24 protein-coding genes are annotated in these 22664 nt (G+C 62.2%); 13 read left to right on the top strand and 11 right to left on the bottom strand.

The features are described from left to right. Positions 1-35 precede the first annotated feature (35 nt). From Har1129_RS06020 to Har1129_RS06010, 3 genes are all read left to right on the top strand, one after another. A complete protein-coding gene (locus Har1129_RS06020; protein ID WP_151099837.1) occupies positions 36-1385 on the top strand; it encodes an MFS transporter in 1350 nt (449 codons plus the stop codon). Between the two features lie 70 nt (positions 1386-1455). Next, positions 1456-2142: a glycosyltransferase gene (locus Har1129_RS06015; RefSeq protein ID WP_151099836.1), complete on the top strand. Its 687-nt coding sequence runs from the start codon at positions 1456-1458 to the stop codon at positions 2140-2142. Positions 2143-2184: 42 nt separating this feature from the next. Next, positions 2185-3972 carry a glycosyltransferase family 39 protein gene (locus Har1129_RS06010; RefSeq protein ID WP_151099835.1) on the top strand — a complete coding sequence of 596 codons (1788 nt, stop codon included), beginning with the start codon at positions 2185-2187 and terminating at the stop codon, positions 3970-3972. A 31-nt stretch (positions 3973-4003) separates the two neighbouring features. Here Har1129_RS06010 and Har1129_RS06005 read toward each other — a convergent pair whose 3' ends face one another. Genes Har1129_RS06005 through Har1129_RS05990 form a run of 4 tightly spaced genes read right to left on the bottom strand, consistent with a single transcriptional unit; the run spans position 4004 to position 6936 of the window. After that, positions 4004-5026 (bottom strand): lysylphosphatidylglycerol synthase transmembrane domain-containing protein, encoded by a 1023-nt coding sequence (locus tag Har1129_RS06005; protein WP_151099834.1) that lies wholly within the window; start codon positions 5024-5026, stop codon positions 4004-4006. Next, positions 5023-5880, bottom strand: a complete 858-nt coding sequence (locus Har1129_RS06000; protein ID WP_151099833.1) for a polysaccharide deacetylase family protein — start codon at positions 5878-5880, stop codon at positions 5023-5025. The genes Har1129_RS06005 and Har1129_RS06000 overlap by 4 nt, the downstream gene beginning before the upstream one ends. Continuing rightward, positions 5873-6259, bottom strand: a complete 387-nt coding sequence (locus tag Har1129_RS05995) for a DUF2304 domain-containing protein (RefSeq protein WP_151099832.1) — start codon at positions 6257-6259, stop codon at positions 5873-5875. Before Har1129_RS05995 ends, Har1129_RS06000 begins: the two co-directional genes overlap by 8 nt. 2 nt (positions 6260-6261) lie before the next feature. Next, positions 6262-6936 carry a glycosyltransferase family 2 protein gene (locus tag Har1129_RS05990; protein ID WP_151099831.1) on the bottom strand — a complete coding sequence of 225 codons (675 nt, stop codon included), beginning with the start codon at positions 6934-6936 and terminating at the stop codon, positions 6262-6264. Between the two features lie 271 nt (positions 6937-7207). Here Har1129_RS05990 and Har1129_RS05985 point away from each other — a divergent pair, with 271 nt between their 5' ends. The 3 genes from Har1129_RS05985 (at position 7208) to Har1129_RS05975 (ending at position 9733) form a co-directional block, all read left to right on the top strand. Continuing rightward, positions 7208-7630: a cobalamin B12-binding domain-containing protein gene (locus tag Har1129_RS05985; protein WP_004518035.1), complete on the top strand. Its 423-nt coding sequence runs from the start codon at positions 7208-7210 to the stop codon at positions 7628-7630. After that, positions 7627-8685: a methylmalonyl Co-A mutase-associated GTPase MeaB gene (gene meaB, locus Har1129_RS05980; protein ID WP_151099830.1), complete on the top strand. Its 1059-nt coding sequence runs from the start codon at positions 7627-7629 to the stop codon at positions 8683-8685. The genes Har1129_RS05985 and meaB overlap by 4 nt, the downstream gene beginning before the upstream one ends. Before the next feature lie 106 nt (positions 8686-8791). Then, a complete protein-coding gene (locus Har1129_RS05975; protein WP_151099829.1) occupies positions 8792-9733 on the top strand; it encodes an alpha/beta fold hydrolase in 942 nt (313 codons plus the stop codon). A gap of 3 nt (positions 9734-9736) precedes the next feature. On the opposite strand, the gene Har1129_RS05970 is transcribed toward Har1129_RS05975, so the two are convergent. From Har1129_RS05970 to Har1129_RS05950, 5 genes are all read right to left on the bottom strand, one after another. Continuing rightward, the gene (locus tag Har1129_RS05970) at positions 9737-10123 is read right to left on the bottom strand and encodes a Zn-ribbon domain-containing OB-fold protein (protein ID WP_151099828.1); all 387 of its coding nucleotides are present in this window, start codon (positions 10121-10123) and stop codon (positions 9737-9739) included. Continuing rightward, positions 10116-11285, bottom strand: a complete 1170-nt coding sequence (locus tag Har1129_RS05965; RefSeq protein ID WP_151099827.1) for a thiolase domain-containing protein — start codon at positions 11283-11285, stop codon at positions 10116-10118. The genes Har1129_RS05970 and Har1129_RS05965 overlap by 8 nt, the downstream gene beginning before the upstream one ends. 156 nt (positions 11286-11441) lie before the next feature. Further along, positions 11442-11639 carry a DUF5800 family protein gene (locus tag Har1129_RS05960; protein ID WP_151099826.1) on the bottom strand — a complete coding sequence of 66 codons (198 nt, stop codon included), beginning with the start codon at positions 11637-11639 and terminating at the stop codon, positions 11442-11444. Positions 11640-11743: 104 nt separating this feature from the next. Further along, on the bottom strand, positions 11744-12382 hold the full coding sequence (gfcR, locus tag Har1129_RS05955; RefSeq protein ID WP_151099825.1) for a transcriptional regulator GfcR: 639 nt from the start codon (positions 12380-12382) through the stop codon (positions 11744-11746). 327 nt (positions 12383-12709) lie between these two features. Next, complete coding sequence (locus Har1129_RS05950; RefSeq protein WP_151099824.1) at positions 12710-13585, bottom strand: hypothetical protein; 876 nt, start codon at positions 13583-13585, stop codon at positions 12710-12712. Between the two features lie 59 nt (positions 13586-13644). Between Har1129_RS05950 and Har1129_RS05945 the strand changes: the two genes are divergently transcribed. The 7 genes from Har1129_RS05945 to Har1129_RS05915 all read left to right on the top strand — a co-directional run bounded on the left by Har1129_RS05945 (position 13645) and on the right by Har1129_RS05915 (position 21019). After that, positions 13645-14634: an aldo/keto reductase gene (locus Har1129_RS05945; RefSeq protein WP_151099823.1), complete on the top strand. Its 990-nt coding sequence runs from the start codon at positions 13645-13647 to the stop codon at positions 14632-14634. Positions 14635-14694: 60 nt separating this feature from the next. After that, positions 14695-15771, top strand: a complete 1077-nt coding sequence (locus tag Har1129_RS05940; protein ID WP_151099822.1) for a TrmB family transcriptional regulator — start codon at positions 14695-14697, stop codon at positions 15769-15771. 233 nt (positions 15772-16004) lie between these two features. Next, complete coding sequence (locus Har1129_RS05935) at positions 16005-17537, top strand: substrate-binding domain-containing protein (protein WP_151099821.1); 1533 nt, start codon at positions 16005-16007, stop codon at positions 17535-17537. A gap of 79 nt (positions 17538-17616) precedes the next feature. Beyond that, a complete protein-coding gene (locus Har1129_RS05930; protein WP_151099820.1) occupies positions 17617-18597 on the top strand; it encodes a carbohydrate ABC transporter permease in 981 nt (326 codons plus the stop codon). Position 18598: 1 nt separating this feature from the next. Then, entirely contained in the window at positions 18599-19600 is a 1002-nt protein-coding gene (locus tag Har1129_RS05925) for a carbohydrate ABC transporter permease (protein ID WP_004592693.1), read from the top strand. Positions 19601-19604: 4 nt separating this feature from the next. After that, entirely contained in the window at positions 19605-20801 is a 1197-nt protein-coding gene (locus tag Har1129_RS05920; protein WP_151099819.1) for an ABC transporter ATP-binding protein, read from the top strand. Between the two features lie 11 nt (positions 20802-20812). Continuing rightward, positions 20813-21019 (top strand): hypothetical protein, encoded by a 207-nt coding sequence (locus Har1129_RS05915; RefSeq protein ID WP_151099818.1) that lies wholly within the window; start codon positions 20813-20815, stop codon positions 21017-21019. An 80-nt stretch (positions 21020-21099) separates the two neighbouring features. Here the strand turns inward: Har1129_RS05915 and Har1129_RS05910 are convergent, their stop codons facing one another. Together Har1129_RS05910 and Har1129_RS05905 are read right to left on the bottom strand one after the other, a co-directional pair. Next, a complete protein-coding gene (locus Har1129_RS05910; RefSeq protein ID WP_151099817.1) occupies positions 21100-21558 on the bottom strand; it encodes an acyl-CoA dehydrogenase in 459 nt (152 codons plus the stop codon). Continuing rightward, positions 21555-22547 (bottom strand): ParA family protein, encoded by a 993-nt coding sequence (locus Har1129_RS05905; protein ID WP_151099816.1) that lies wholly within the window; start codon positions 22545-22547, stop codon positions 21555-21557. Before Har1129_RS05905 ends, Har1129_RS05910 begins: the two co-directional genes overlap by 4 nt. Positions 22548-22664 lie beyond the last annotated feature (117 nt).

Raw genomic sequence — 22664 nt, 5'->3', positions numbered from 1 at the left:
TGCTTTTGAGAGCGGTTAAAAAGGCGTCCGCGTGGATGTGCGGAACCGTCATACACTTGCCGGCGGCCGACACGAACCACAGTGTGAACGCGAACGACCGAGCGATCACCGCACTGGTCATGCTCGCACACGGGCTGGTCCACACCTACGAGATGGCGGTCCCGATCTTCGTCGTCATCTGGCTCACCGAGTTCGACCTCATCAACCTCGGTATCGCCCAGTTCGACGTGACGACGGCGACCGTCGGTGTCATCGTGACGCTGGGCTATGGCCTGTTCGGGGCCGGCGCGCTTCCGGGCGGTATCGTCGTCGACCGTATCGGCTCCCGGCGGCTCATCACGGGCTGTCTGCTCGGCATGGGCGGGTCGTACATCCTGCTGGGACTGGCCCCGAGTATGGTCGTCATCGCACTGGCGCTGGTCCTCTGGGGGCTCTCGGCCAGCGTGTATCATCCGGCCGGGCTCTCGCTCATCAGCAAGGGCGTCGAACAGCGCGGGACCGGGCTGGCCTACCACGGTGTCGCCGGCAACCTCGGCATCGGCCTCGGCCCGCTTGTCGCCGCGGTTCTCCTGCTGGTCGCCGAGTGGCGGACGGTCGCGCTCGTCCTCGGGGTTCCTGCGTTGCTTGCCGCCGTCTACGCTTCGCGAGCGAGCTTCGACGAGACGGCGGCGGTGACGGCCGCGACGGACGGCGGGTCAAAAGCCAGCAGCGGTATCGACTCGCTCGGGGAGTTTCTCACGGAGAGCAAGCACTTGCTGACCGGGACCTTCCTGCTCGTGTTCGTCGTCGTCATGTGCTCGGGACTGTACTACCGCGGCATCCTCACCTTTCTCCCGGAACTCCTGCGGGACCTGCCGGGCTTTGAGCCCATTCCGATAGAGACGCTGTTGCCCTCCAGTGTCCTGTCTGTGCTGGGTATCGAGGCTGGGACGGGGCAGACGCTCAAGCCGCAGGACTACTTCTACGCCGGCCTGTTGCTCATCGGCGTTCTCGGCCAGTATGCCGGCGGCAAACTGAGCGACCGGATTCCAGTCGAGTACGGCATCGCCGGGTCGTTTCTGGTGCTCGCCACGCTCGCCGTCCTGTTCGTTCCGGTGTCGGGCATGGGACTCGGTCCGCTGGCGGTGCTGGGCGCGCTGCTGGGCATCGCCCTTTTCGTCGTCCAGCCGATGTATCAGGCCGCAGTCGCGGAGTACACGCCCGCCGGAACGCGCGGCCTGTCGTACGGCTACACGTATCTGGGTGTGTTCGGCGTGGGTGCGCTTGGCGGTGGTCTTGCGGGGTCGATTCTGGCCTTTGCGAACGCGACGGCGCTGTTCGGAACGCTCGCTGGTATCGCACTCGTCGCCGTCCTTGCGGGGACTGTCCTCGCGCGGCGTTCGTGATTGCACGGAGTTGGGGACAGGCCGCCGCATCGCTTGCTATTTCTGTCTGTGCGGTGTACCTGACTCTCAGATGGACGCCGCAGTCATCGTCCCGGCCTACAACGAGGCGGAGTCGCTGGCCCGCTGTCTGGCTCCCTTCGAGTCACAGCCCGTCGAACTTGTCGTCGTGGTCGGCGGCGACGACGGCACGGAACAGGTGGCCCGCGACACGTCCTTCGTCGACACCGTCGTTCGGTGTGACGAGGGCGGGGCAGGGATTGCAAGGAACCGCGGAGCAGCGGCCGCGACGGCGCCGATTCTCCTGTTTACCGACGCCGACACCGTCGTTCCCGACGACTGGGTTCGCCTGCATCTCAGGCACTACACCGACGACGATGTCGTGGGGGTCGGTGGCCCCGCACGCCCGCTCGAAGACAGTCTCAAACACCGCGTGCTGTTCAAACTACTGTCTGACTACTGGTATCGGGTGTCATGGCCGCTTGGTTTCGTCCAGCAACCGGGCTTCAACTGTAGCTTCCGGGCCGACGCCTTCGAGGCCGCGGGCGGCTTCGACGAGGACATCCCGTTCATGGAGGACACGGAACTCTCCCTGCGGATGAAAGACTACGGCCGAATCGTCTACGACGCCGATTCCTGTGTCGATACGTCTGCCCGCAGAGAGGCCGACGAGGGATATCTATCGCTGTTCGCGAAGTACGTCCGCGGATACGCGAACCACTACATCCTCCGCCGAGAGTTCGATGCTGACTACTTCTGAGAAGGGCAACCTTTTCAACGCACACCCCGGAGCGGTGACACGATGAGTGGCTGGCGGTCACTGCCCCGACGTGCTGTCGAACAGGTGCGGGCTGACCTTCGAGAGGACCCGTACCTCCGGTATATTCTGCTTGTATCGACGGTCATGGTCGGATTCTGGTTTTGGCACCGGGTTCCGAACTTCGCGACCCGCGACGAGTACAGCCGCTTGCTAGACGCGATGGTCACCTACGGCGCTGTCCTCGAAGACCCGAGTTTCGAAGGTCTCAAAGCCGGTGTGGAGTGGGGCCGAGCCCCCTTCGGCGCGACGCTGTACCTCTATGCGCTGGCCATCCTTCCCGTCGTCCTCGTCGCCGTCATCACTGGGGACGGAGGCGCGTTCACGTCACTGGCATTTCCGGGCTGGGAGTTCGGCCACTACGAGGTCTGGGCCGCCACGCCAGAGTGGATCTGGACATGGAGCCTCGTCGCTATCCGCCTGACGAACGTCGTCGCCGCACTCTGTGCCGTCTACCTCACGTACCGCCTCGGCGTCGCGATAGAGGGGCGCAACGCCGGCCGGCTCTCGGCCGCCGTGCTCTCGCTGACCTTCGGTTTCCTCACCATCTCGAAGGAGGCCGGCGAGGATATGCCGGCGCTGGTATTCGTTCTCCTCGCGCTGTACTTGCTGGTCCGGTATATTCAGACCGACGACGGGACGCTGTTTCTGGCGGCCAGCGCCGCTGGCGGCGTCGCTATCGCGTTCAAACTGACGGCCGCGCCGGTCATCCTGCTTATCGGCGTCGCATTCCTGCTCCGCGCTCACGCCGTCGATGCACCGCTGCCGGAGACGTTGTACCGGCCGAAACTCCTGCTAAGTGGCGCGTTACTCGGGTTCGTTATGATCGTGATCGGCTTCCCGACCGCGCTCGTGGCGGGCGCGGAACCGTTCGTCGATCGGGTGTTCGGCGGCTCGGCCTCGCGGATGAGCCATACGACGGGGCCCGACGCTCCGGTGTGGTGGTGGTTCCTCCGAGGGTACTTCAGTGCGCTCGGCCTGCCGCTGTTCGCCGCGGCCGCGGCCAGCGTCGTTGCGACCGTTGCCACGCTGCGGGAGCGAACGTCGGCGTTTCACGGCACCGTTCTCGTCCTGACGGGACTGACGGCCTACATCGCGATGTTCTCCCAGTGGCACGACTTCCGCGTGCACCACCTCCTGCCGACGTTCCCGCTCATCGCCTTGCTCGTCGGGGGGCGACTGGTGCAACTCCGCGAGCGCTCGTCGTCTCTTGCCCGGCCGGTAATGGCTGTTCTGTTGGTCACAACGGCGGTCTACGCCGGCGTCGGGACGGCGCAGTTCGCATCCATGCCCCGCGACGAAGCGACGGCGTGGCTGGAAGACAACAGCGCCGACGGTGACGTGGTGGAGACGTATCGCGTCCACATTCAAGACACTGCAATCCCGCACTCGATGGCCGCCCGACACGTCGCCGGACAGGACTCGGAGGCGGAGGAAGCGATGGCGTGCCCGCGATACATCCAGATCGGGTACCGGGACCTCCTGTATCTCAAGGAGGACACCTACTACCGGAACGGCGACGCACAGGCCACCTACCTCCGGAGCCTTCTGAACGAGGAGACCAACTACGAGATCGTCGCCGAGTTCGGGGAGCGGCCGCCGAACTTCGTCCCCCAGCGACCGACCCCCGGCTCGTTCACCGACCTGCTCAGGCTCGGCGTCGTTCCGCATACGGACCAGTTCGCCGACGAGCAGGAACTCGCGGCGAACCAGTACACGCTCATTCTGGAGCGCACCGGCGAGTGCGATTCGGACCGTCACCCGCCGTTCTGACTCCGACCCGTGTAGGGCTCTTTCCGGCCGGCTACTCCGCCGTCAACGATGAGAGGTCGAGCCGCACCGAGGGATACCAGCCTGCAAGCGACGGCAGGTAGATGCCGAGGAACCGGTCGACGAAGATGATGGGGATGATGACCGCAGCCGGGATGCCCAGCGCGACGAACACCGCCGTCGCCGTCGCCTCGGTGACACCGATGCCACCGGGCGTCAGCGGGAGGAGCGTCACCGTGTACGCAACGAGGAGATACAGCGGCAACGCGACCAGTGGCTCGAACGCCACGCCGAAACTCCCCAGCAACAGGCCGACGCGGACGCCGGGTGCGAGGACGAGGTCGACGGTCCAACCGACCGCGTAGCGGAGCCACACTGCCGGCTCGCTCACGAGCGTTCGAAACGTCGTGGTCGAACTGTCGGTAAATTCGAGCAGGCCGTCGAGACGCGTCGCGAGTCCCTCGCCGATGCGTGGAACCCGGGCTGCAAGCCCGGATAGCCAGCCGATGAGGCTGTCCAGATAGGAGAGATTGAGGCCCCCGAGTAGGATGGCGAGGCCGGCCGCGAAGTACAGGCTCGTCGCGAGCGCCAGCAGCACGAGGAGTTCGATTCGGAGGAGCGGAATAGCGAGAAGCAGACCTGCTGTGGCTGCGACGCCGTAGTAGAGTGCGAAGATACTGGTGTGTAGTGCCGATGCGGCCGCGGCGTCGCTGTAGGCCATCCCGGTCTGGCTCCGGAGAACGAACGGTGCGGCCAGCCGCCCGGAGAGTCGAGAGGGGAGCAGCTGATTGACGAAGTTCACGATGAGCGTCGTCCCAGCGGCGGTCCGGAACCGGACGGGTCCAAGCGGGGTGATGACCGCGTACCACGAGTACACCCGGCCAGAGATGCCGAGAGTGCTCACGGCAATGATTGCAAGCGCCGTCTCGATGTCGACGCCGGCGAGCAGGTCGACTGCTCTCCTGACATCGAACTGCGTGAGCAGCCACGCCACCGCCGCGACGGCGAGAGCGTACTGGGCGACCGTGATGGCAAGGTCACGGACGCGGTTCGTCACGCCGTCTCGCCCCTGCGTAGCTGTGTCGCGGCTGTTTCGCCGTCCTCAAGCACCGCCTGCGCGGTCGTGAACTCGAAGTCCTGCTGGAGAATCCGCTCGACGGCCCGGCGCATCCAGTCGCCGGTCCTGACGTACACCCGCGTCGGCACCCCCTCGACGGCTGGCAGGTCGACTAGTTCCCACGGGTGGACGTACAGCATCGGCGTGATACCCCGGCGGGCCAGCAATTTCATGCCCAAAATTGTGTACCGCGGGCCGAAAAACCGGAGCCAAGTCCCGGTGAGGGGCAGTTGCAGGCCGGGCATGACGCTCGCCGGGAACTCAGTAATCGTGTCCGGCGCGTTCGGGTGCACCGTTGACGCCGGAACCGGTTCATGGATGTCGTACTCGCCGCCGTACCACCCCGGAATCGACCGGCTGGAGACCACGCTGGAGTCGTACGTGTACCCGATATCGGCAAGCAGGTCGAAGTGGTCGTCGGTGATGTCGAAGGCGGGCGCGCGAAACCCGGCCACGCGTTCGCCGGTGACCCGCTCCAGCACGTCCTTCGACTGGGTCAGTTCTCCTCGTCGCCCGTCCCTGTCGAGGTCCGAGAGCAACTGATGCGTGTGGGTGTGGGAGGCTATTTCCAGTCCCGAATCGGCGAGTGCCCGCACAGCGTCGGGATGAGACTCGGCGACCGCCGACACGACGAACGCAGTCGCCGTGGCGTCGTACTCCGCGAGTATTTCCCTGAAAAATCGGCCGCCGTCGAGGCCGACGCCGTCGCGGTCGGTCGTCCCCGACGCGCTCCGGTAGGCCGGCGTCTGGGTGAACAGCTCGAAATCTATCGACAGCACTGCGCGATTACTCATCCTGCTGGTCCTCGGTCTGTAGCTGGTGTTCCTCCAGTTCGCTCCGGAGGAGGCTCAGCTCTTCGTTCAGCCGCGACAGCCGGTCGTACATGTGGCCGATGCGGTTGAGCAGGTACGTCACCGCCACGAACAGCGTCAGGTTCGAAATGACGAGGATGGCCCGGGCCTTCCATTCTAAGCCCAACAGCCGTGCCACGAGTTCGAACACGTTGGGGACGATGGCGACGACGATGAGCCCCATGCCGAGCAGCAGCGACATCACGAACAACTCCAGCGATTCGCGTTCGCTTTTGACGATGATGTAGCCGTTCGCGAGGAAGGCCAGCCCAACAGCCAGCGACAGGAGATTCACCAGCGAGTAGTCGAATCCAAAGACCATGATTAGCGAAAGAGGAGGACGCGAAACACCGTGTCAGTCATGCGTAGCGGGTACAGTACGAGCGTGTCGAGGCTGAATTGCGACTCGCCCTCGTCCCGGATCGGCATCTCTACTGATACCTCTTCGATGCGCTGGCCGCGCTGGGCCGCATCGAGCGTCTGTTCGACCGCCCAGTGATTGTCCGAGCGGTGGAGGATGTCCTGCAGCGCCGACACGCGGTAGACGCGGAAGCCGCTGGTCACGTCGGTGATATCGATACCGCCGAGTTTGCGCACGACGGTGGTGAAGAAGGTGATGCCGAGTCGCCTGATGAGCGGGTAGTCGTCGATACTCTCGTTCAGGTAGCGACTGCCGATGACCATGTCCGCGTCCTCGGCGTGGTCGAGCAGCGTCGGAATTTTCTCCGGGTCGTGCTGGCCGTCGGCGTCGACCTGCACGACGAAGTCGTAGTCGTGGCGGATGGCGTACTGGTAGCCCGTCCTGACGGCCCCGCCGACACCGGTGTTAAAGACGTGTGTAACAACGTGTGCGCCGTGCTCCCGGGCAATAGCCGCGGTATCGTCCGACGACCCGTCATCGACGACGACGACTTCGTCGACATAGCGGCTCGTCCCGTCGACCACCGATCCGATGGTGCTCGACTCGTTGTACGCGGGGATGACGGCGACTGTTCGCACTGGTGGAAACGCCGCTAGCAGCGAACTTGTAATTGTCGTTCTCTGGAACAGTACTACTGGATCTGACACCCTGCGTCTGGCCCCGCAGCTCACACTAAACCGACCGCTGTGAGTTACAGCCGATGGAAAATCCAACGGTCGGGACCCTTGCTTCTCAGCGGCGGGGTGAAATGAGTACTGACAACCACCGCTTCCCGAGGGTCGCTCGTAATCGACATAGGTCATGATGAATAGGGCAAGAATGAAAACACACCGCGCGGTACGTAGTGGCATGAGTGTCGAGCAGGAGCAGACGGAACGGACCATCAGGTGTCTGGTGGCGAAAGTTGGACTCGACGGTCACGACCGGGGCGCACACGTTATCGCACGGGCGCTCCGTGACGCCGGCTTTGAAGTGATTTACTCAGGGCTCCATCGAGCGCCCGACGAAGTCGTGCAGGCCGCCGTGCAGGAGGACGTGGATGTCGTCGGTATCTCCATCCTCTCAGGGGCACACAACACGCTCGTCCCGAAGATCCTCGACGGGCTAAAGGAGTACGACGCGTTCGACGACCGGCTCATCCTCGTCGGTGGTATCGTCCCGGACGACGATCAGGACGAACTCCGCGGACAGGGCGTCGACGAGATATTCGGCCCGGGCGCGTCGATGGAGGAGATGATCGACTACATCCACGAGAACGCACCTGAGCGATGAGCGATCTCGTCGCTGACCTGCTCGCGGGCAAGCACAGCGCCCTCGCCAGAGTCATCACACAGATAGAGAACCGCTCGCCGGGGTATCGCGAGGTGATCTCCGACCTCCACCAGCACACCGGGACGGCCGACGTTATCGGCGTTACCGGGAGTCCCGGCGCAGGGAAGTCCACGCTGGTCGACAAGGTAGCGGCGACCTACCGAGAGCAGGGCCTGACCGTCGGCGTCATCGCTATCGACCCGTCTTCGCCGTTTTCGGGCGGTGCGGTGCTCGGCGACCGGATACGGATGGCGTCGAACGCGGGCGACATGGACATGTTCTTCCGGTCGATGTCCGCCCGTGGCTCGCTGGGCGGGCTGTCGACGGCGACGACCGACGCCGTGACCGCACTGGACGCCTTCGGCAAGGACAAGATCATCGTCGAGACAGTCGGCGCGGGCCAAAACGAGGTGGATATCGTCCGGACTGCCGACACCGTCGCCGTACTCGTCCCGCCGGGTAGCGGTGACGACGTGCAGATGCTCAAAGCCGGCATCCTCGAAATCGGGGACGTGTTCGTGGTCAACAAAGCCGACCTTGATGGAGCCGACCGGACGGTCCAGCAGCTCCGGGAGATGCTACAGGGGCGGAGTGGGCGACCGGACTCCGGGCATCACGGCGCGACCGAGCTCGGCGGCGACCACGGTGACGCGCACGCCGGCGATTCCGATGACGGGGACGACGAGCCGGAGACGTGGGACCCGCCAATCGTGGAGACGGTCGCCAACCGGGGCGAGGGCGTCGAAGACTTCCTCGACGTTTTAGCCGACCACGGGGAATATCTGGACCGGACTGGCCGCCGAGAGGGGCAGGCACGGGAGCGATTCGCCGCCGAGATTCGAACCCTCCTCCGGGAAGACGCCAACGAGCTACTGGTCGACGAACTCGACCGCCGCGGCGGCATCGAACAGTACGTCGACGCCGTCATCGAGCGCCACACCGACCCGTACACTGTCGTCGATGAAGTCCTCACGCCGCTCCGTGAGTGTGTCGACGAGCAGCGTGACGAGAGCTGAGTTCGGAACTGTCGCGTCCGCGGAACTACGTCTGCCGGGTCGATAGCGACAGCCATCTAACAATCTTCCAGCATGTATAACATACTCCGGGCCCCAAGACAACAGTATGAAACTCCGCAAGGCGCTCGGTGCGGTCGTTGGTGCGGTCGGCGCGACAGCAGCTGCCAACCGCGTACTGCAGTCACGGGCCGGCGCGTTCGAGCCGATACTCGACGGAGAACAGGGGACGTACCGCTGGCGAGGGTTCGATATCGCGTACACTGAGGCCGGCGACCCCTCGGACCCGGACCTCGTGCTGTTCCACGGCATCAACGCCGCTGCCAGCAGTCACGAGTTCCACACGGTGTTCGACACGTTGGCCGAGGACTACCACGTCATCGCGCCGGACCTGCCGGGCTTCGGGCACACGGACCGGCCGCCGCTGCTGTACTCGGCGTCGCTGTACACGGCGTTCGTCCGTGACTTCATCGAGGACGTCACGACCGATGCGACAGTCGTCGCGTCGTCGTTAACTGGGGCCTACGCCGCCAACGCGGCACAGGAGGTCGACGTTGAAGAACTCGTCCTCATCTGCCCGACGGACAGTTCGATGGGTAATCGAACGGTCTGGCTCCGCTCACTGCTCCGCGCGCCCGTCGTCGGCGAGGCCATCTACAACCTCACCGTCTCGAAAGCCTCCATCCGCCACTTCCACGATGACCACGGCTACTACGACATGGGCAATCTCACCGAGGAGATCGTCGATTACGAGTGGCAGAGCGGCCACCAGCCCGGCGCGCGTTTCGCGCCGGCGTCGTTCGTCTCCGGCTTCCTCGACCCCGAGGACGACCTCGGCGAAACACTGGCTAGCCTCGACGTCCCTGTGACGCTGGTGTGGGGTGAGGACGCCGACATCACGCCGCTGTCGAAGGGCCGCGAACTAGCCGAGCGAGCGGACGCGATGCTCGTCGTGTTCGGTGACTCACTGCTCCTGCCCCACGTCGAACACCCCGGTGAGTTCATCGACGTGGTCCGTGACAGAGTGACCTCGGTAACAGTCGAGAACTGAGCGTTAGCGCGGTCGGAACACGACGGCTCTCTCGCCGGTTGTCACGCGCTCGCCGACGTCGATACCGACCACGTCGCCGATGGCAACGTCATCCGGGTCCACGTCACGGACGAGCCCCGTAACCGACACCGGTCCGAAGTCGACGATAGCGGTGACGTAGGGCGCGTCGTCCTCGAACTGCGGCGTCGGGACCGTAATCGTCGTGTGGCTCGCGATTTCGCCGGACTCTGGCAGGTCGATCTGCGAGAGGTCCTGATCGTGACAGCGTGGACACACCCGCCGGGGCGGGAGCCAGCCGTGGCCGTTCGAACATTCGAGGAAGTAGCCCTCGTCAGATTCGATGCTGTCGAGCCACGCGTCGTACTCGCCGTCCTGTGCGGATTCAGTCATTCTTCACCTCCATCACGTGGACAGTCGTAGACGCGACTGTCCCGCCCGCGTTGTGTGCGACGCCGACGGTGCTGTCCGGGACAGCATCGGCCCGCGGATGCGACCCGTCCAGAAGCCAGGCGACCGTTGCCAGCTGGGCGACGCCGGTCGCACCGACCGGGTGACCTTTGGCTTTCAGCCCGCCCGAGAGGTTAACCGGGAGGTTGCCGTCGCGGGTCGTCTCGCCGTTGCGCGCGGCGGCGATGCCCTCGCCGCGCTCGTAGAAGCCAAGCGATTCGATTGCGAACACTTCGGCGATAGTGAAACAGTCGTGGACCTCGGCGAAGTCGACGTCGTCGGGACCGACGCCGGCGTCCCCGTAGGCCTCTTCGGCGGCCTTGTCGGCGGCTGGCGTCTGTGCCAGATGTGGGCGGTCTTGCAGTGCGAGATTGTCGCCACCTTGGCCGGTCCCAGTGATAGCGACCGATGCGTCTAGATCGTGTTCCTCGGCGTAGGACTCCGTCGTCAGAACAGCAGCCGCGGCTCCATCGGTGATCGGACAGGAGTCATACAGGCCCAGCGGGTCCGCAATCGTCGGGGCCTCTATCGCGTCCTCGACCGTGATCTCCTTTTGAATCTGGGCGTGTTCGTTGACCAGCGCGTGTTCGTGGTTCTTGACGGCGATATGGGCGAGGTCCTCGTGGGAGCCGCCGTACTGGTCGAAATACGACCGGGCCATCAAGGCGTACGCCCCGGGGAAGGTCATTCCGGCGCGGACCTCGTAGAGGTCGTCAGCGGCGATAGCGAGCGCGTCCGTCGCCGCCGCCGTCCCGATGTTGGTCATTCGTTCCGCACCGCCGACGACGACGACCTCGGCTTCGCCGTTCCGAATCGTTTTGACGGCTTCACGAACGGCTGTGCCGGCAGATGCACAGGCCGCTTCGACGCGGGTCGCCGGCACGTCCAGCCCGATGGCCTCGGCCATCAGCGGGCCCTGATGGCCCTGATGTTCCGCGAGCTCTCCCATGAAATTGCCGTAGTAAAGTGCTTCAGCGTCGTCCGGGTCGATTCCAGCGCTAGCCAGCGCTTTCAGCCCGGCCTCAGCGAACAGGTCGCGGCCGGTTCGCTCGGGGTGTTTCCCGAAATGTGTCACGCCGGCCCCGGCGATACGTGGGTCTGACATTATCTCTCAGTGTGCGCTGACGGCTTAAATGCCTACTGCTCGGATGCTTAATTAGCGCATATTCGCCGACATAAACGCCCAGAAACGGCATCTGGGTTCTCTGTCGGATTTCTTGCCCACGACGGATTTATCGCCCTGAAAGGAACTACTTCCGCTTCAGCTCACGATTTCGGCGATACGCTGGGGCTCTCCCGACAGCGCGGGTTCCGGCTCAACCATCTGCAGCACCTCGTGGTCGGTCACATTCGGATACGACTTCTGGATAGCGTCCTCGATGAGGGCCTTTTCGAGGCGGAACTCCGTCCCCTCGTAGACGACGTCGACGCCCTGTTCGTCGAACGATAGTACAGTCATACCGCGAATTACGCACGGCACGAATAAAAGGATAGTCTCTCGCGCGGCCACCTGATCGGTGCCCACCCGGCGAAACGCGTGCTCGGAACAGTCGGGCAGGGCCGTTACGAGTCCCCGTCGCTGCCGACCCGGATGACCTGTAGCAGGGAGTACACCGGGACACCACGGATATCGCCGACACCACGTTTGTCCGCCAGCACGACGCAGGCCACGGGGTTGCCGCCCTGTTCGTGGATCGCGTCGATGGTTTCGCCCATCGTCTTGCCGCTCGTGATAGTGTCGTCGACGACGTAGCAGTCACGGTCCCGGATCTGCGCGAAGTTCCGGGAGAACGAACCGTCAGTGGTCTCGCTTTCGTCGTCGTCCCACTGATGTTTGGTCGGGGCGTACGTCCCGAGGTCGGTTTCCAGTTCCCGCGCAACGGTCGTTGCAAGCGGCGCGCCGGCCTTCTCGATGCCGATGGTCAGGTCCACGTCGTCGCCTTTCTTCGAGAGCAGGTCCGCCATCGCCGCTCCCGTATGATACAGCCGGTTGCTGTCCCGACCGACAGCGGACCAGTCGACGTGGATGTCGTGGGGACCGCCGTCGTCGCTCGTGTCCGGTTCCGTGCCGGTGCCGCTACGTTCGACAAGCCAACTCGCCGTCTCGCGGGAGACGTTGAGCTCGTCAGCGATCTCGCCCTTAGAGAGGCCACGCTGTGCCAGATCGGATGCGCTGTCGACGAGGTCGTCGATATTCTTCATACTACCATCTCCGTGTGCGAGGATTTAATAGGCAGTGTTCTACACCCACCAAAATCTATTTACAACACCAGTTGTACCATTCTAACGGCTGGGTTCATCCCCCTGCTGTCCGGGACCCGGTGGGACCACCGTTGGGTCACCGATGCTCCCTGCCACTTCGACCCGGCCGAATCAACCGTCACCCCAGCATGGTTGGACACGGGACCGCATGCACCAGCGGTCAGGCGGGACTCTCCCGCCATTCGCCGTCTATCGTCTCGCTTCGAATCCGGTTATCGCCTCGAATACCGGACGGGGAACCGGTTTGACTGCTCCGTATCACCCGTTTCAGTTGTCGCTCACTTCAAAGGTGTAGAGTCGCTGCTCGCAGGTCGGACAGACGAGCGTCTCGTCAGGGTTCTGGCGCGGACCCAGATGGCCGCCACAACACGATACCGACGACGACTCGACTAGCTCGGAGCCACAGACCGGGCACCTGTCGAGAAACATCCGGAGGGCTTCCGCGCCAGCGACTCTGAGCCGCTCGTCGTCGAGACGCTCACCGAGGACCTCGTACGCCGCGAGCTCGGAAACGACAACCGGACGGGGAAGGAGCTGCTTGTTGTCGGAGCCGAGAGCAACCCAGTCCGCGTCGTCGGCGTACGGTTCTGCATAGTCGATCCGCGGGAGTGACGCCTGTAGTGTCGCTGCGAGGGTATCGAGCGAGTAGTCGGCCAGTTCGTCCATTCGCTCGTGCCACGCCGTGTCGACGGCCGCCGCGAGAAACAGTTGCTCGCCCTCGACTTCGATGACGCCAGCCGCCGATAGCTCTCGGAAGACGGTGTCGCCGTCTATCCCCACGTCGTCGGCCAGCGATTCGCTCTCCCGGCGAGTCGCGTCTTCCCGGACTGTGTCTTTGTGTGATTGCTCCCCATGGAACCACCCGTTCGGAACCGGTGATGCCGCCACCAGCCGCGGGGCAAATTTGGGTGTGTACGGAACCAGATACCCTCGGAGATAGACCACCGCAACACCGACAACGGCGATCAGAAGGCTCGCAAGCGAGCGCCCGCGTGCACGCAAGAAGAAGGCACCGAGCCCAACTAGCCCCAGATTCAGCACTGTACACGGCCAGCATCTGTTCTCTCCGGTGTGAGGCTCGTCACTGAGACTCTCAAGCAGTTCCATTGGATCGACTTCCTGCAGTGCGGACTCCCTGCTCATGCTCGGACAACGGTACGCAGTCCCAAAATTCTTTAACAACAGCTGTGGTACTAAATAGCATGAGTGATTCGCCGGTAACGTACACGACGCTCGGGTCGACAGGCCTCGACGTGTCCGAACTCTGTCTCGGAACGATGAACTTCGGGAGCGCGGAGCCTTGGATGCTAAACGACGAGGCCGAGAGCCGTCGGATTCTCGAACGGGCACTCGACTTGGGTATCAACTTCTTCGATACGGCTAACGCGTACTCGAACGGCGAGAGCGAGCGGATTCTGGGTAGTGCCATCGACTCTGCCCGCCGCGGTGAACTGGTTCTGGCTTCGAAGGTGTACTTCGATATGCACGACGGCCCGAACGGGGGCGGGCTCTCGAAGAAACACATCATCGATCAGTGCCACGCCACGCTGGACCGGCTCGGCGTCGACTATCTCGACCTCTACCAGATCCACCGGTGGGACGACGACACGCCCATCGAAGAGACGCTGGACGCGCTGACGTATCTCGTCGACGAGGGGCTGGTCAGGTACATCGGTGCGAGTACGATGGCGAACTGGCAGTTCCAGAAGGCACTGTACACGGCTGACCTCGAGGGGCACGAACGGTTCGTCTCGATGCAGCCGGAGTACAACGCCGTCGACCGCCACGAGGAGGCGAACCTCCTGCCAGTGTGTGAGATGGAAGGGGTCGGCGTCATCCCGTGGTCGCCCTTGGCTGGCGGCTTCTTGGCCGGGAAGTACGAGCGCGACGACGACCTCTCCGAGGGGCGGGCGAGTACGGACGAGTACACGGCAAACCGGTTCAGCGACGAGAACTGGGCGGTTCTCGACGAGGTACGAGCGATTGCCGATGCGAAGGGGGCGACGCCGGCACAGGTCAGCTTGGCGTGGCTCTGCCATCAGGAGGTCGTGGACTCACCAATCATCGGCCCACGGACGATGGCTCATCTGGAAGAGAACGTCGGGGCGCTCGACATCGACCTGACCGACGAGGAGTGCGCCCGGATCGAGGCCCCGAAACAGCCACAGTGGCCGGTGGAAGGCAAGGACTGACTGTGGACCTCGATAGATAACCATGCACGTTAACTGCGTACTCAGTTTCCCTGTACACACATGGACGACAGCGAACTAACCGATGTCCTCGAAGATGCCGGTCTCTCCCCGTATCAGGCGGAGGCCTACGTGGCGTTGCTGGGGTTGGGGACCGCATCGGCGACCGACATCGCCGACTCCTGTGACGTTCCGGACCCGCGGATCTACGACGTGCTCCGGGACTTAGAGACGAAAGGATATATCGAGACGTTTCAGCAGGACAGCCTGACCGCCCGCGCCCGCAACCCAGATGTAGTGCTTGAGGACCTGCGGTCCCGGTCGAGCAAGTACCTCGATGCGGCCGAAACTATCGAGGAACGCTGGAACCAGCCCGAAATCTCCGACCACGAGGTCAGTATCGTCAAACGGTTCGAAACGGTCGTCAGCCGGGCCCGGGAACTCATCGAAGCGGCCGAAAACCAGATCCAAGTCGGTGTGGACCCGGAGCAGTTCTACGCCGTACGCGAGGAACTCATTGCCGCTCACGACCGCGGCGTGGACATCAAACTCAGCATCTGCACGGGCCCTGACGAAGATGTACCGCCGATGGCTGACATCGAAGGGACCTGCACTGAGGCCCGGAACCGTGACATTCCGGCCCCGTTTTTTGTGCTGGTCGACCGAACTTGGACGTGTTTTGCGCCCCACCACGACTCCGTCAACGAGTACGGCGTACTCGTCAAGGACCGGACCCACACCTACGTCTTCCACTGGTTCTTCCTGACCTGTCTCTGGGAGATCTGGGACACGCTGTACACCGAACGGACGCCGGAAACCCCGACGACGTACGTCGACCTCCGCCACGCCGTCCGCGATATCGAACCGCTGTTGAACGAGGAGGCGACCATCGAAGCCGTCGTCAGGGGATACGATACGGAAACGAAGGAGTCGGTTGAACTGACCGGGCGCATCACCGCCGTCGACTACACCGGCAGTAGCATCGGGCGGACGGACCCGGTCCCGCTAGCACAACTGGCGGGCCGAATCAGCGCCACAATAGTCACCGACGACGGGACGTACGAAATTGGCGGCTGGGGGGCCGTCATCGAGGAAATCGAAGCCACTGAGATTACGATTACGAACGTCCAATACGAGTGACGCAGCCGCCCCTTTTTCAGCAAGAATAAACTTTCACTCTGTTTGCGCGTTTGAGCGCCTCCGTGTGGCAAACAACTGTTTGACCTATCCCTGCGTATATATACTGAAAGATTTATACAGTCCTGAACAGTCAATAATATATCACTATTGTCGGCCCGCGGTCGATAATTAACAACACCTGTGGTTAATTATGGACAACCTTTAAGGTGTGTCCGGGATAGCTCAGAATAGACATGTCGGACAATGGCACAAGCGGCGAGCGGAACTCAACAGGCGTCTCCCGGCGACGGTTTGTCCGTGCCGCCGGAGCAGCAGGTGTCGTCAGTGGACTGGCGGGCTGTGCGGACTTCGTTGGTGGTGGTGGCGACGGCGGTAGCGGTGACGGGAGTGACGGTGGCTCGACTGGCGACGGTAGCAGCGGTGAGACGACGACGGTCCAGTGGGGTTTCGACCCGGTGGCCGTCCAGAACAACGGCGACGCAATCAAGCAGGCACTGCACGACAACGGCCTGCCGGACTCCATCGAAATCGAGTTTGTCCCGCGTGATCAGGATACCGGTGCGGCTCGGTCGAACTACAACCGACTGCTCTCGGCCGGCGAGACGAACCCGGATATGTTCCTGATGGACAACGGCTGGACGAACATTTTCATCCAGCGGGGACAGCTCCAGAACCTCTCTGAAACGCTGCCCGAGGAACTCCTCTCGGACGTGTCGGACAACTACTTCTCGGCCTTTACCGACACGGCCCGGAACCCGGGCAACGGGAACCTGTACGGCGTCCCGGTGTTCCCGGACTTCCCGACGATGCAGTACCGCAAGGACCTCGTCGAAGAAGCCGGCTACAACCCCGAACAGAACAACTGGGCGACCGAGCCGATGACGTGGGAGGAGTGGTCGAACATCGCCGCAGACACCTACGACAACGCTGATGTCGATTTCGGATTCACGACACAGTGGGACATCTACGAGGGGACCTCCTGCTGTACGCTCAACGAAGTCATGTCTTCGTGGGGCGGCGCGTACTTCGGCGGCCGCGACAACCTCTTCGGGCCGATCGGCGAGCGGCCGATCACGGTCAACAACTCCGAGGTCCACAACGCGTTGAACATGATGCGGAAGTTCGTTCACGACGAGGACTTCGGCGGCCAGTTCGAGGGCTACGGCGGCGGCTTCACCCCGACCGAAATCCTCGGCTGGAAAGAGGAGGACGCCCGCGCGCCGTTCGTCAACGGCAACGCCGTCTTCCACCGGAACTGGCCCTACTCGCTGGCGCTTGGCGGCCGGAATCCGGAGGAAACCGACGACCCGGCACTCGGCGAGAACCTCGGCGCGATGCCGATTCCGTACGCCGTCCCCGAGAGCGAGGCCGCACAGCCCGGCACGGGAGGCTCTACGGCCGCTCTCGGTGGCTGGCACATGACGGTCAACCCCAACAGCGAGCAGCTAGACGCCGTGACACAGGTCATTCGTGCCGCGATGCAGCCGGACTTCCAGCTCACGCTGCTGTCCGTCCAAGGATGGCTGCCGCCGCGGCCTGAACTGTTCAACTCCAGCGAGGCCCAAGACGTGCCCGTCGTTGGCCGGTACATGGACACGCTGCAGGTCGCCGGTAACAACACGATGCCGCGCCCGGTGACGGCTGTCTGGAGCGACCAGTCCAGCAAAATCGCACAGCAGGCGAACCGCGCGGTCGGGCAGGAAGCCTCCTCGGCCGATGCGATGGCGACGCTTGAGTCCGCGCTGGAAGAGACCGAGCAGACCTGACGCCACAGGACTGCATTACAAAAACTACCCCTGTGATTATTTACCATGACACATTCAAACGACGGACGGAGGTAACTGAATGAGTACAGAAACCGGCCGTGAATCCAGACGCTCGGGGGCACTCGTCAGCGTGATGCGTTGGATGGAGAACCTCAGCGACACGCAGTACGCGTATCTGCTGTTGGTTCCCGTGTTCGTGCTTTTGGGTATCGTTGCACTGTACCCGCTGTTGCGGACCTTCGAGCTGTCGCTGTTCGCGCTTTCGGCGGACTTTTCGAGCACTAGCTTCGTCGGCGCTGGGAACTACGTCGAGCTGTTCACCGGCGAAAAGAACCGGTACCTTCCGGGCGGAACAACGTTCCTTCCCGAAGGATTTGGGATAAGTGCACTGCTGAACAGCGCACTGATCGTCACAATAATCTTCGCTGTTGTGAGCGTGCTGTTCGAGACGCTCATCGGCCTCGGACAGGCGCTCATCCTCGATCAGGACTTCTACGGTCGGCGGTGGATTCGCGCGGCCATCATCATCCCGTGGGCCGTCCCCATCGTCATTCAGGGGATGATCTTCTTCCTGATGTTCAACTCGAACGTCGGGTTCCTGACGCCACCGCTGGCTGACCTCGGACTGCTCGCGCCGACGAACACGCTGAACGACACGGCGAGTGCGACGTTCATTATCATCGTCGCCGACATCTGGAAGACATCGGCGTTCATGGCCCTGCTCATCCTTGCCGGCCTCCAGAGTATCGACCGGGGCCTGTACGACGTGGCGAAGGTCGCCGGCGCGACGAAGTGGCAACAGTTCAAGCTCATCACGTTCCCGCTCATCCTCCCGACTATCGGCGTTGCCGTGCTGTTTCGGTCGGTGCAGGCGATGCGGGTGTACGGTATCATCGATACGGTGTCGAGCTGTACCGTCGTGCCGTCGCTGTCGTGCATGGTCGTCGCCACGTTCACTACCCGCGAGGGAACGTCTGCGGCTATCGCGTTTGTGACGGCCGCTATCATCGGGACGGTCGTGATGGGACTCATCGTCTGGCAAGGGGAGGACGCGATCTAACATGGCTACGCCAACCGATACTCAGGAGCAGTCGAGCGACGGCCCGCTACAGCGCTGGACCCAGAGCGCCATCCAGAACCCGGACAAGGTGTACCGGGCGCTGTTCTACGCGGCGATGGTGTTTTTCTTGGTGACGACACTGTTCCCCTTCTACTGGCTCATCGTGCTGGCGGTGACCCCCGAAGGGAACCTGCTTTCGGGTAGTTTTCTCCCGACTGTGAATCTCTTCGGTGTTAGTGGAACGTTCCCGCTGCCGGTTCCGAAGGGCTTCAATCCGGGCGCGTTCGTCACGGTCTTCGAACAGGTACCGTTCCACCTGTACATGCTGAACAGTTTCGCGCTGGCGGTCACGACGACGGTCATCGTCCTGTTCGTCGCCAGCCTCGCCGGTTACGTGTTCGGCCGACTTCGGTTCCCCGGCCGTGCACTGCTGATGCTCGGGATTCTGGCGATCAGCTACTTCCCGCCGGCCGCGTTCGTCATCCCGCTGTTTCAGGCCTTTGCCGGCAACGCCCCGATCACGATACCGTTTACGTCCATTCCGCTGTTTACCCCACCGCGGATGCTGAACACGCCCGGCTCGATGGTGCTGCCGTTCAGTGCGCTGTTCATGCCGCTGTCGATCTTCATCCTGACGACGTTCTACGGCCAGATTCCGGACGGACTGGAGGACGCCGCACGGGTCGAGGGAACGACACGGCTGGGCGCGCTGTTCCGGGTCATCATGCCGCTGTCTGCGCCGGGCGTGGCGACCGCGGCCGTGCTGACGTTTATCGCCGTCTACAACGAGTACTTCTTCAGTTCGATCATGGCGACCTCGCCGGAGGCGGCCAAATGGTCACCCATCGTCGGCGGCATTCTCAGCTACCAGACCCAGTACACGACGCAGTTCAACCTCATGGCGGCCGCGAGCATCGTCGGGGTCCTCCCCGTCGTCATCCTCGTGATCGTCGCACAGGAACGCATCGTCAGCGGACTGACCTCAGGCGCACTCAAGGAGTAACACAATGGCAAGAGTACGACTCGAACACGTGACGAAACGCTACGACGACCAAGGTGATGTGGTCACCGCGGTCGACGACATGAACCTTGATATCGATCACGGCGAGTTCATCTGCTTCGTCGGCCCCTCGGGCTGTGGCAAGTCGACGACGATGGAGACCATCGCCGGCCTCACCATTCCAACGGAGGGCGAGATCTACATCGGCGACCGCGAGGTGACGAACCTCCCGCCGAAAGACCGCGGCATTGCGATGGTGTTCCAGAACATCGCGCTGTTCCCGCACATGGACGTGTACGACAACATCTCCTTCGGGCTGCGGCTACGGGACTACCCACAGGACGAGATAGACCGCCGCGTCGAGCGGGCCGCGGATATCGTCCAGCTAGAGGGGATGCTCAACCGGATGCCCGAAGAGATGTCCGGTGGACAGCGTCAACGCGTCGCTATCGCCCGCGCCATCGTGCGTGAGCCCGATGTGTTCCTGATGGACGAGCCACTGGCGAACCTTGACGCGAAGCTCAAGGTCCACATGCGGACGGAGCTTCAGCGACTCCACAAGGAACTGGACACGACTATCATCTACGTGACCCACGATCAGGAAGAAGCGATGACGCTGTCTGACCGTATCGCCGTCCTCGACTCGGGCCAGCTCCAGCAGATCGACCCGCCGCTGACCTGCTACAACGAGCCGGACAACCTCTTTGTCGCCGGGTTCATCGGCTCGCCGTCGATGAACTTCGTCGAAGGCACCGTCACCGAGAACGCGCTGGAAACCCCGAACTTCGATCTTGAGTTCAATCCGTCGTCAATCGAGGGCGTCGGAGTGGGTGACAGCGTGACACTCGGCATTCGCCCCGAGGACATCTACCCGGGTGAACTCAAGTCGGAGGTGCCCGACCCCTCGGGAATGATTACGGCGACGACCGATATTCTCGAACCGATGGGCGACGAGATATTCGCCTACCTACTGCTCGGCGAGGGCGAAACGTCGATGTCTCAGGAGCTGGCGACGAACGACCAGTTGCTGATGAGCATCGATCCCGACTCGGACCTCGAAGAAGACGACGAGATCGGGGTCGTCATCGACCGGCGGAACGTCCATCTATTCGATACGGCTACGGGAGACGCACTCGTTCACAAACTCGACCCTGCCGGGACTAGTGGGAGTGTCGCGGGCAGTGAAGCCGAATCCGACGACTAAGGAAAATCGACATGAGCACGTACTTGGTGGCAACGGTTTACTGGAGCGGGATGCTATTCCTGTTTTTCTTTTGGGCGTACGGCATCGCGTCGTTCGTCTTCGACCTGAAGAACAAGATCATTCCCGGTCTCGTCGAGTATCGGCGCGGCAGACGCGCCGAGAAATCCGAACAGCAACGCGAAGACGAACGCGAAGAGCGCGAACAGCAACTGTATTAAAAGAATAGGATACTCAGATAGAATCGTCCACTAATATACTAACTGGGGGTTGTTTAGCCAAGCCGACCGCCGTGTCTCAATCAGATAACGCCGAATCCTTCGTCTTCCATCAATTCGGCCACCTTCTCGGGGTGCTCATATGCAGCAAGGAGCGCGAATTCCCGAGCGTCAGTCTTCGAGACTTCACTAACATCCAATTCATCGGCCAGCACAGACCGGAAGCGGCCTTCTTGCTCCGCTACGGTATCTCGAACATGAATCTCTAAGCGGGTGTCTCGCTCATCGCCGACGTTGTTCCGCCTGACGAAGTATGGGTACTCAGCCGTGTCGCTCGATTCTTGTTTCGTATCTCTGTCAGGGCTACCCGCGGTTCCTAGGGTCTGGGAGCTGGTCGCACCTGAGGACTGTACTTGCTCTGAAGATGATTCAGCTGTTCGAGACTCACTTTCATCCACAACCTCCTCAGATTCTTGTGAGTCTTCTTCCTCGCTCTCAGCACCGAAATCCAGATTTCCGGAACCGGACTTGAAGTTATTCATGGGGTTGCCTCCGTTTGCTCCTCGTCAGTTAGCTCGAGGCGTCTATTGCTGTTATCTTGGACTTCGAGTTCCAGAACCGAGTCCACGTCAGCGTCAAACGTTTCCGTTGCGACGAAATGTGCCAACTCGAACAACTTTTCAAGCGTTTCTATTTCTCTATCACGGAGACGCCGCTGGCCTGGTTCACTGACCATCTCATCATCACGCTTGAACGTTTTCCAGCGCTCTTCAACGACCTTGAATGCGGACCCTCGTGCTTCCCACATCGCGTCCATGAGGCTCTCTCGATTGCCGATAGTAACAGGCGTCGAAAATGCGTCCGTATCGTCGAACTGTTGCTGGTACTGCTGGTGTGCGTTGGTCTGGCCGACGCCGGACGGAACGACACAAGAGAGGCCGATTTCGATATCCAACTGAGTCTCCATGTTCCCGACAAGCTCTTCTAAACCATCGAGGCTGAGATTCCCCTTTCCAGCCGGTTTGACAGGGGCGATCAGCGTCCGGAGCGCGTAAATCGCATTATAGAGCAAATCCTCAGCGCGTGCGTTTGGGTCAACGAGAATCGCATCGTACCGTTGGTTGAGTTCGTGTTCGTTCCAGAGCAGGTCATACAAGAGTTCGAACCGAGGGTACTCGTCTCGGTTCATGTTTTTCATCCCCGTCTCGTAGGAGATTTTCTGCTCTAGGTTGGAGGTGAAGTCCCCGAGCATATCGTGACTCGGGATGATGTCGACGCCCTCGTCCGTTGTCTCGATCAGGTCATCGAACTCACCATCTGGCATATCGAGAATATGCTTGACGAGATTGTCTGCGTCGGGGTCGCTTCGATTTGCACCAACGTCGAACAGACTCGTTAGATTCCCTTCCTGTGGGTCAAGATCGATCACTAGTGTGCGTGCGCCCATTCGTTCCAACGCGACAGCGAGGTTGGCCGTCATCGTTGTCTTATACGTCCCGCCTGACTCTGAGTAGACTACGGCCGTTATCATACGGTCAATGTATAGATGGCATTATGCATAAATCTGTGTCAGACATTACAGACGAGTATCTGTAACACACATCTGTAACGTGTGCCATATCAGCACTAGCTTGATCTACAGATAGGC

Origin of the sequence: Haloarcula sp. CBA1129 (genome assembly GCF_008729015.1) — an archaeon.
Taxonomy (GTDB): Archaea; Halobacteriota; Halobacteria; order Halobacteriales; family Haloarculaceae; genus Haloarcula.
The sequence above is the reverse complement of the archived record's forward strand: the minus strand, read 5'-3'. Positions and strand labels throughout refer to the sequence as shown.

What these genes read in the sequence shown, in the direction of transcription:
- Har1129_RS06020 (WP_151099837.1), top strand. Translation starts at nt 36, where the DNA reads ATGTGCGGAACCGTCATACACTTGCCGGCGGCCGACACGAACCACAGT.
- Har1129_RS06015 (WP_151099836.1), top strand. Translation starts at nt 1,456, where the DNA reads ATGGACGCCGCAGTCATCGTCCCGGCCTACAACGAGGCGGAGTCGCTG.
- Har1129_RS06010 (WP_151099835.1), top strand. Translation starts at nt 2,185, where the DNA reads ATGAGTGGCTGGCGGTCACTGCCCCGACGTGCTGTCGAACAGGTGCGG.
- Har1129_RS06000 (WP_151099833.1), bottom strand. Translation starts at nt 5,880, where the DNA reads ATGAGTAATCGCGCAGTGCTGTCGATAGATTTCGAGCTGTTCACCCAG.
- Har1129_RS05995 (WP_151099832.1), bottom strand. Translation starts at nt 6,259, where the DNA reads ATGGTCTTTGGATTCGACTACTCGCTGGTGAATCTCCTGTCGCTGGCT.
- Har1129_RS05985 (WP_004518035.1), top strand. Translation starts at nt 7,208, where the DNA reads ATGAGTGTCGAGCAGGAGCAGACGGAACGGACCATCAGGTGTCTGGTG.
- meaB (WP_151099830.1), top strand. Translation starts at nt 7,627, where the DNA reads ATGAGCGATCTCGTCGCTGACCTGCTCGCGGGCAAGCACAGCGCCCTC.
- Har1129_RS05975 (WP_151099829.1), top strand. Translation starts at nt 8,792, where the DNA reads ATGAAACTCCGCAAGGCGCTCGGTGCGGTCGTTGGTGCGGTCGGCGCG.
- Har1129_RS05970 (WP_151099828.1), bottom strand. Translation starts at nt 10,123, where the DNA reads ATGACTGAATCCGCACAGGACGGCGAGTACGACGCGTGGCTCGACAGC.
- Har1129_RS05965 (WP_151099827.1), bottom strand. Translation starts at nt 11,285, where the DNA reads ATGTCAGACCCACGTATCGCCGGGGCCGGCGTGACACATTTCGGGAAA.
- Har1129_RS05960 (WP_151099826.1), bottom strand. Translation starts at nt 11,639, where the DNA reads ATGACTGTACTATCGTTCGACGAACAGGGCGTCGACGTCGTCTACGAG.
- gfcR (WP_151099825.1), bottom strand. Translation starts at nt 12,382, where the DNA reads ATGAAGAATATCGACGACCTCGTCGACAGCGCATCCGATCTGGCACAG.
- Har1129_RS05950 (WP_151099824.1), bottom strand. Translation starts at nt 13,585, where the DNA reads ATGAGCAGGGAGTCCGCACTGCAGGAAGTCGATCCAATGGAACTGCTT.
- Har1129_RS05945 (WP_151099823.1), top strand. Translation starts at nt 13,645, where the DNA reads ATGAGTGATTCGCCGGTAACGTACACGACGCTCGGGTCGACAGGCCTC.
- Har1129_RS05940 (WP_151099822.1), top strand. Translation starts at nt 14,695, where the DNA reads ATGGACGACAGCGAACTAACCGATGTCCTCGAAGATGCCGGTCTCTCC.
- Har1129_RS05935 (WP_151099821.1), top strand. Translation starts at nt 16,005, where the DNA reads ATGTCGGACAATGGCACAAGCGGCGAGCGGAACTCAACAGGCGTCTCC.
- Har1129_RS05930 (WP_151099820.1), top strand. Translation starts at nt 17,617, where the DNA reads ATGAGTACAGAAACCGGCCGTGAATCCAGACGCTCGGGGGCACTCGTC.
- Har1129_RS05925 (WP_004592693.1), top strand. Translation starts at nt 18,599, where the DNA reads ATGGCTACGCCAACCGATACTCAGGAGCAGTCGAGCGACGGCCCGCTA.
- Har1129_RS05920 (WP_151099819.1), top strand. Translation starts at nt 19,605, where the DNA reads ATGGCAAGAGTACGACTCGAACACGTGACGAAACGCTACGACGACCAA.
- Har1129_RS05915 (WP_151099818.1), top strand. Translation starts at nt 20,813, where the DNA reads ATGAGCACGTACTTGGTGGCAACGGTTTACTGGAGCGGGATGCTATTC.
- Har1129_RS05910 (WP_151099817.1), bottom strand. Translation starts at nt 21,558, where the DNA reads ATGAATAACTTCAAGTCCGGTTCCGGAAATCTGGATTTCGGTGCTGAG.
- Har1129_RS05905 (WP_151099816.1), bottom strand. Translation starts at nt 22,547, where the DNA reads ATGATAACGGCCGTAGTCTACTCAGAGTCAGGCGGGACGTATAAGACA.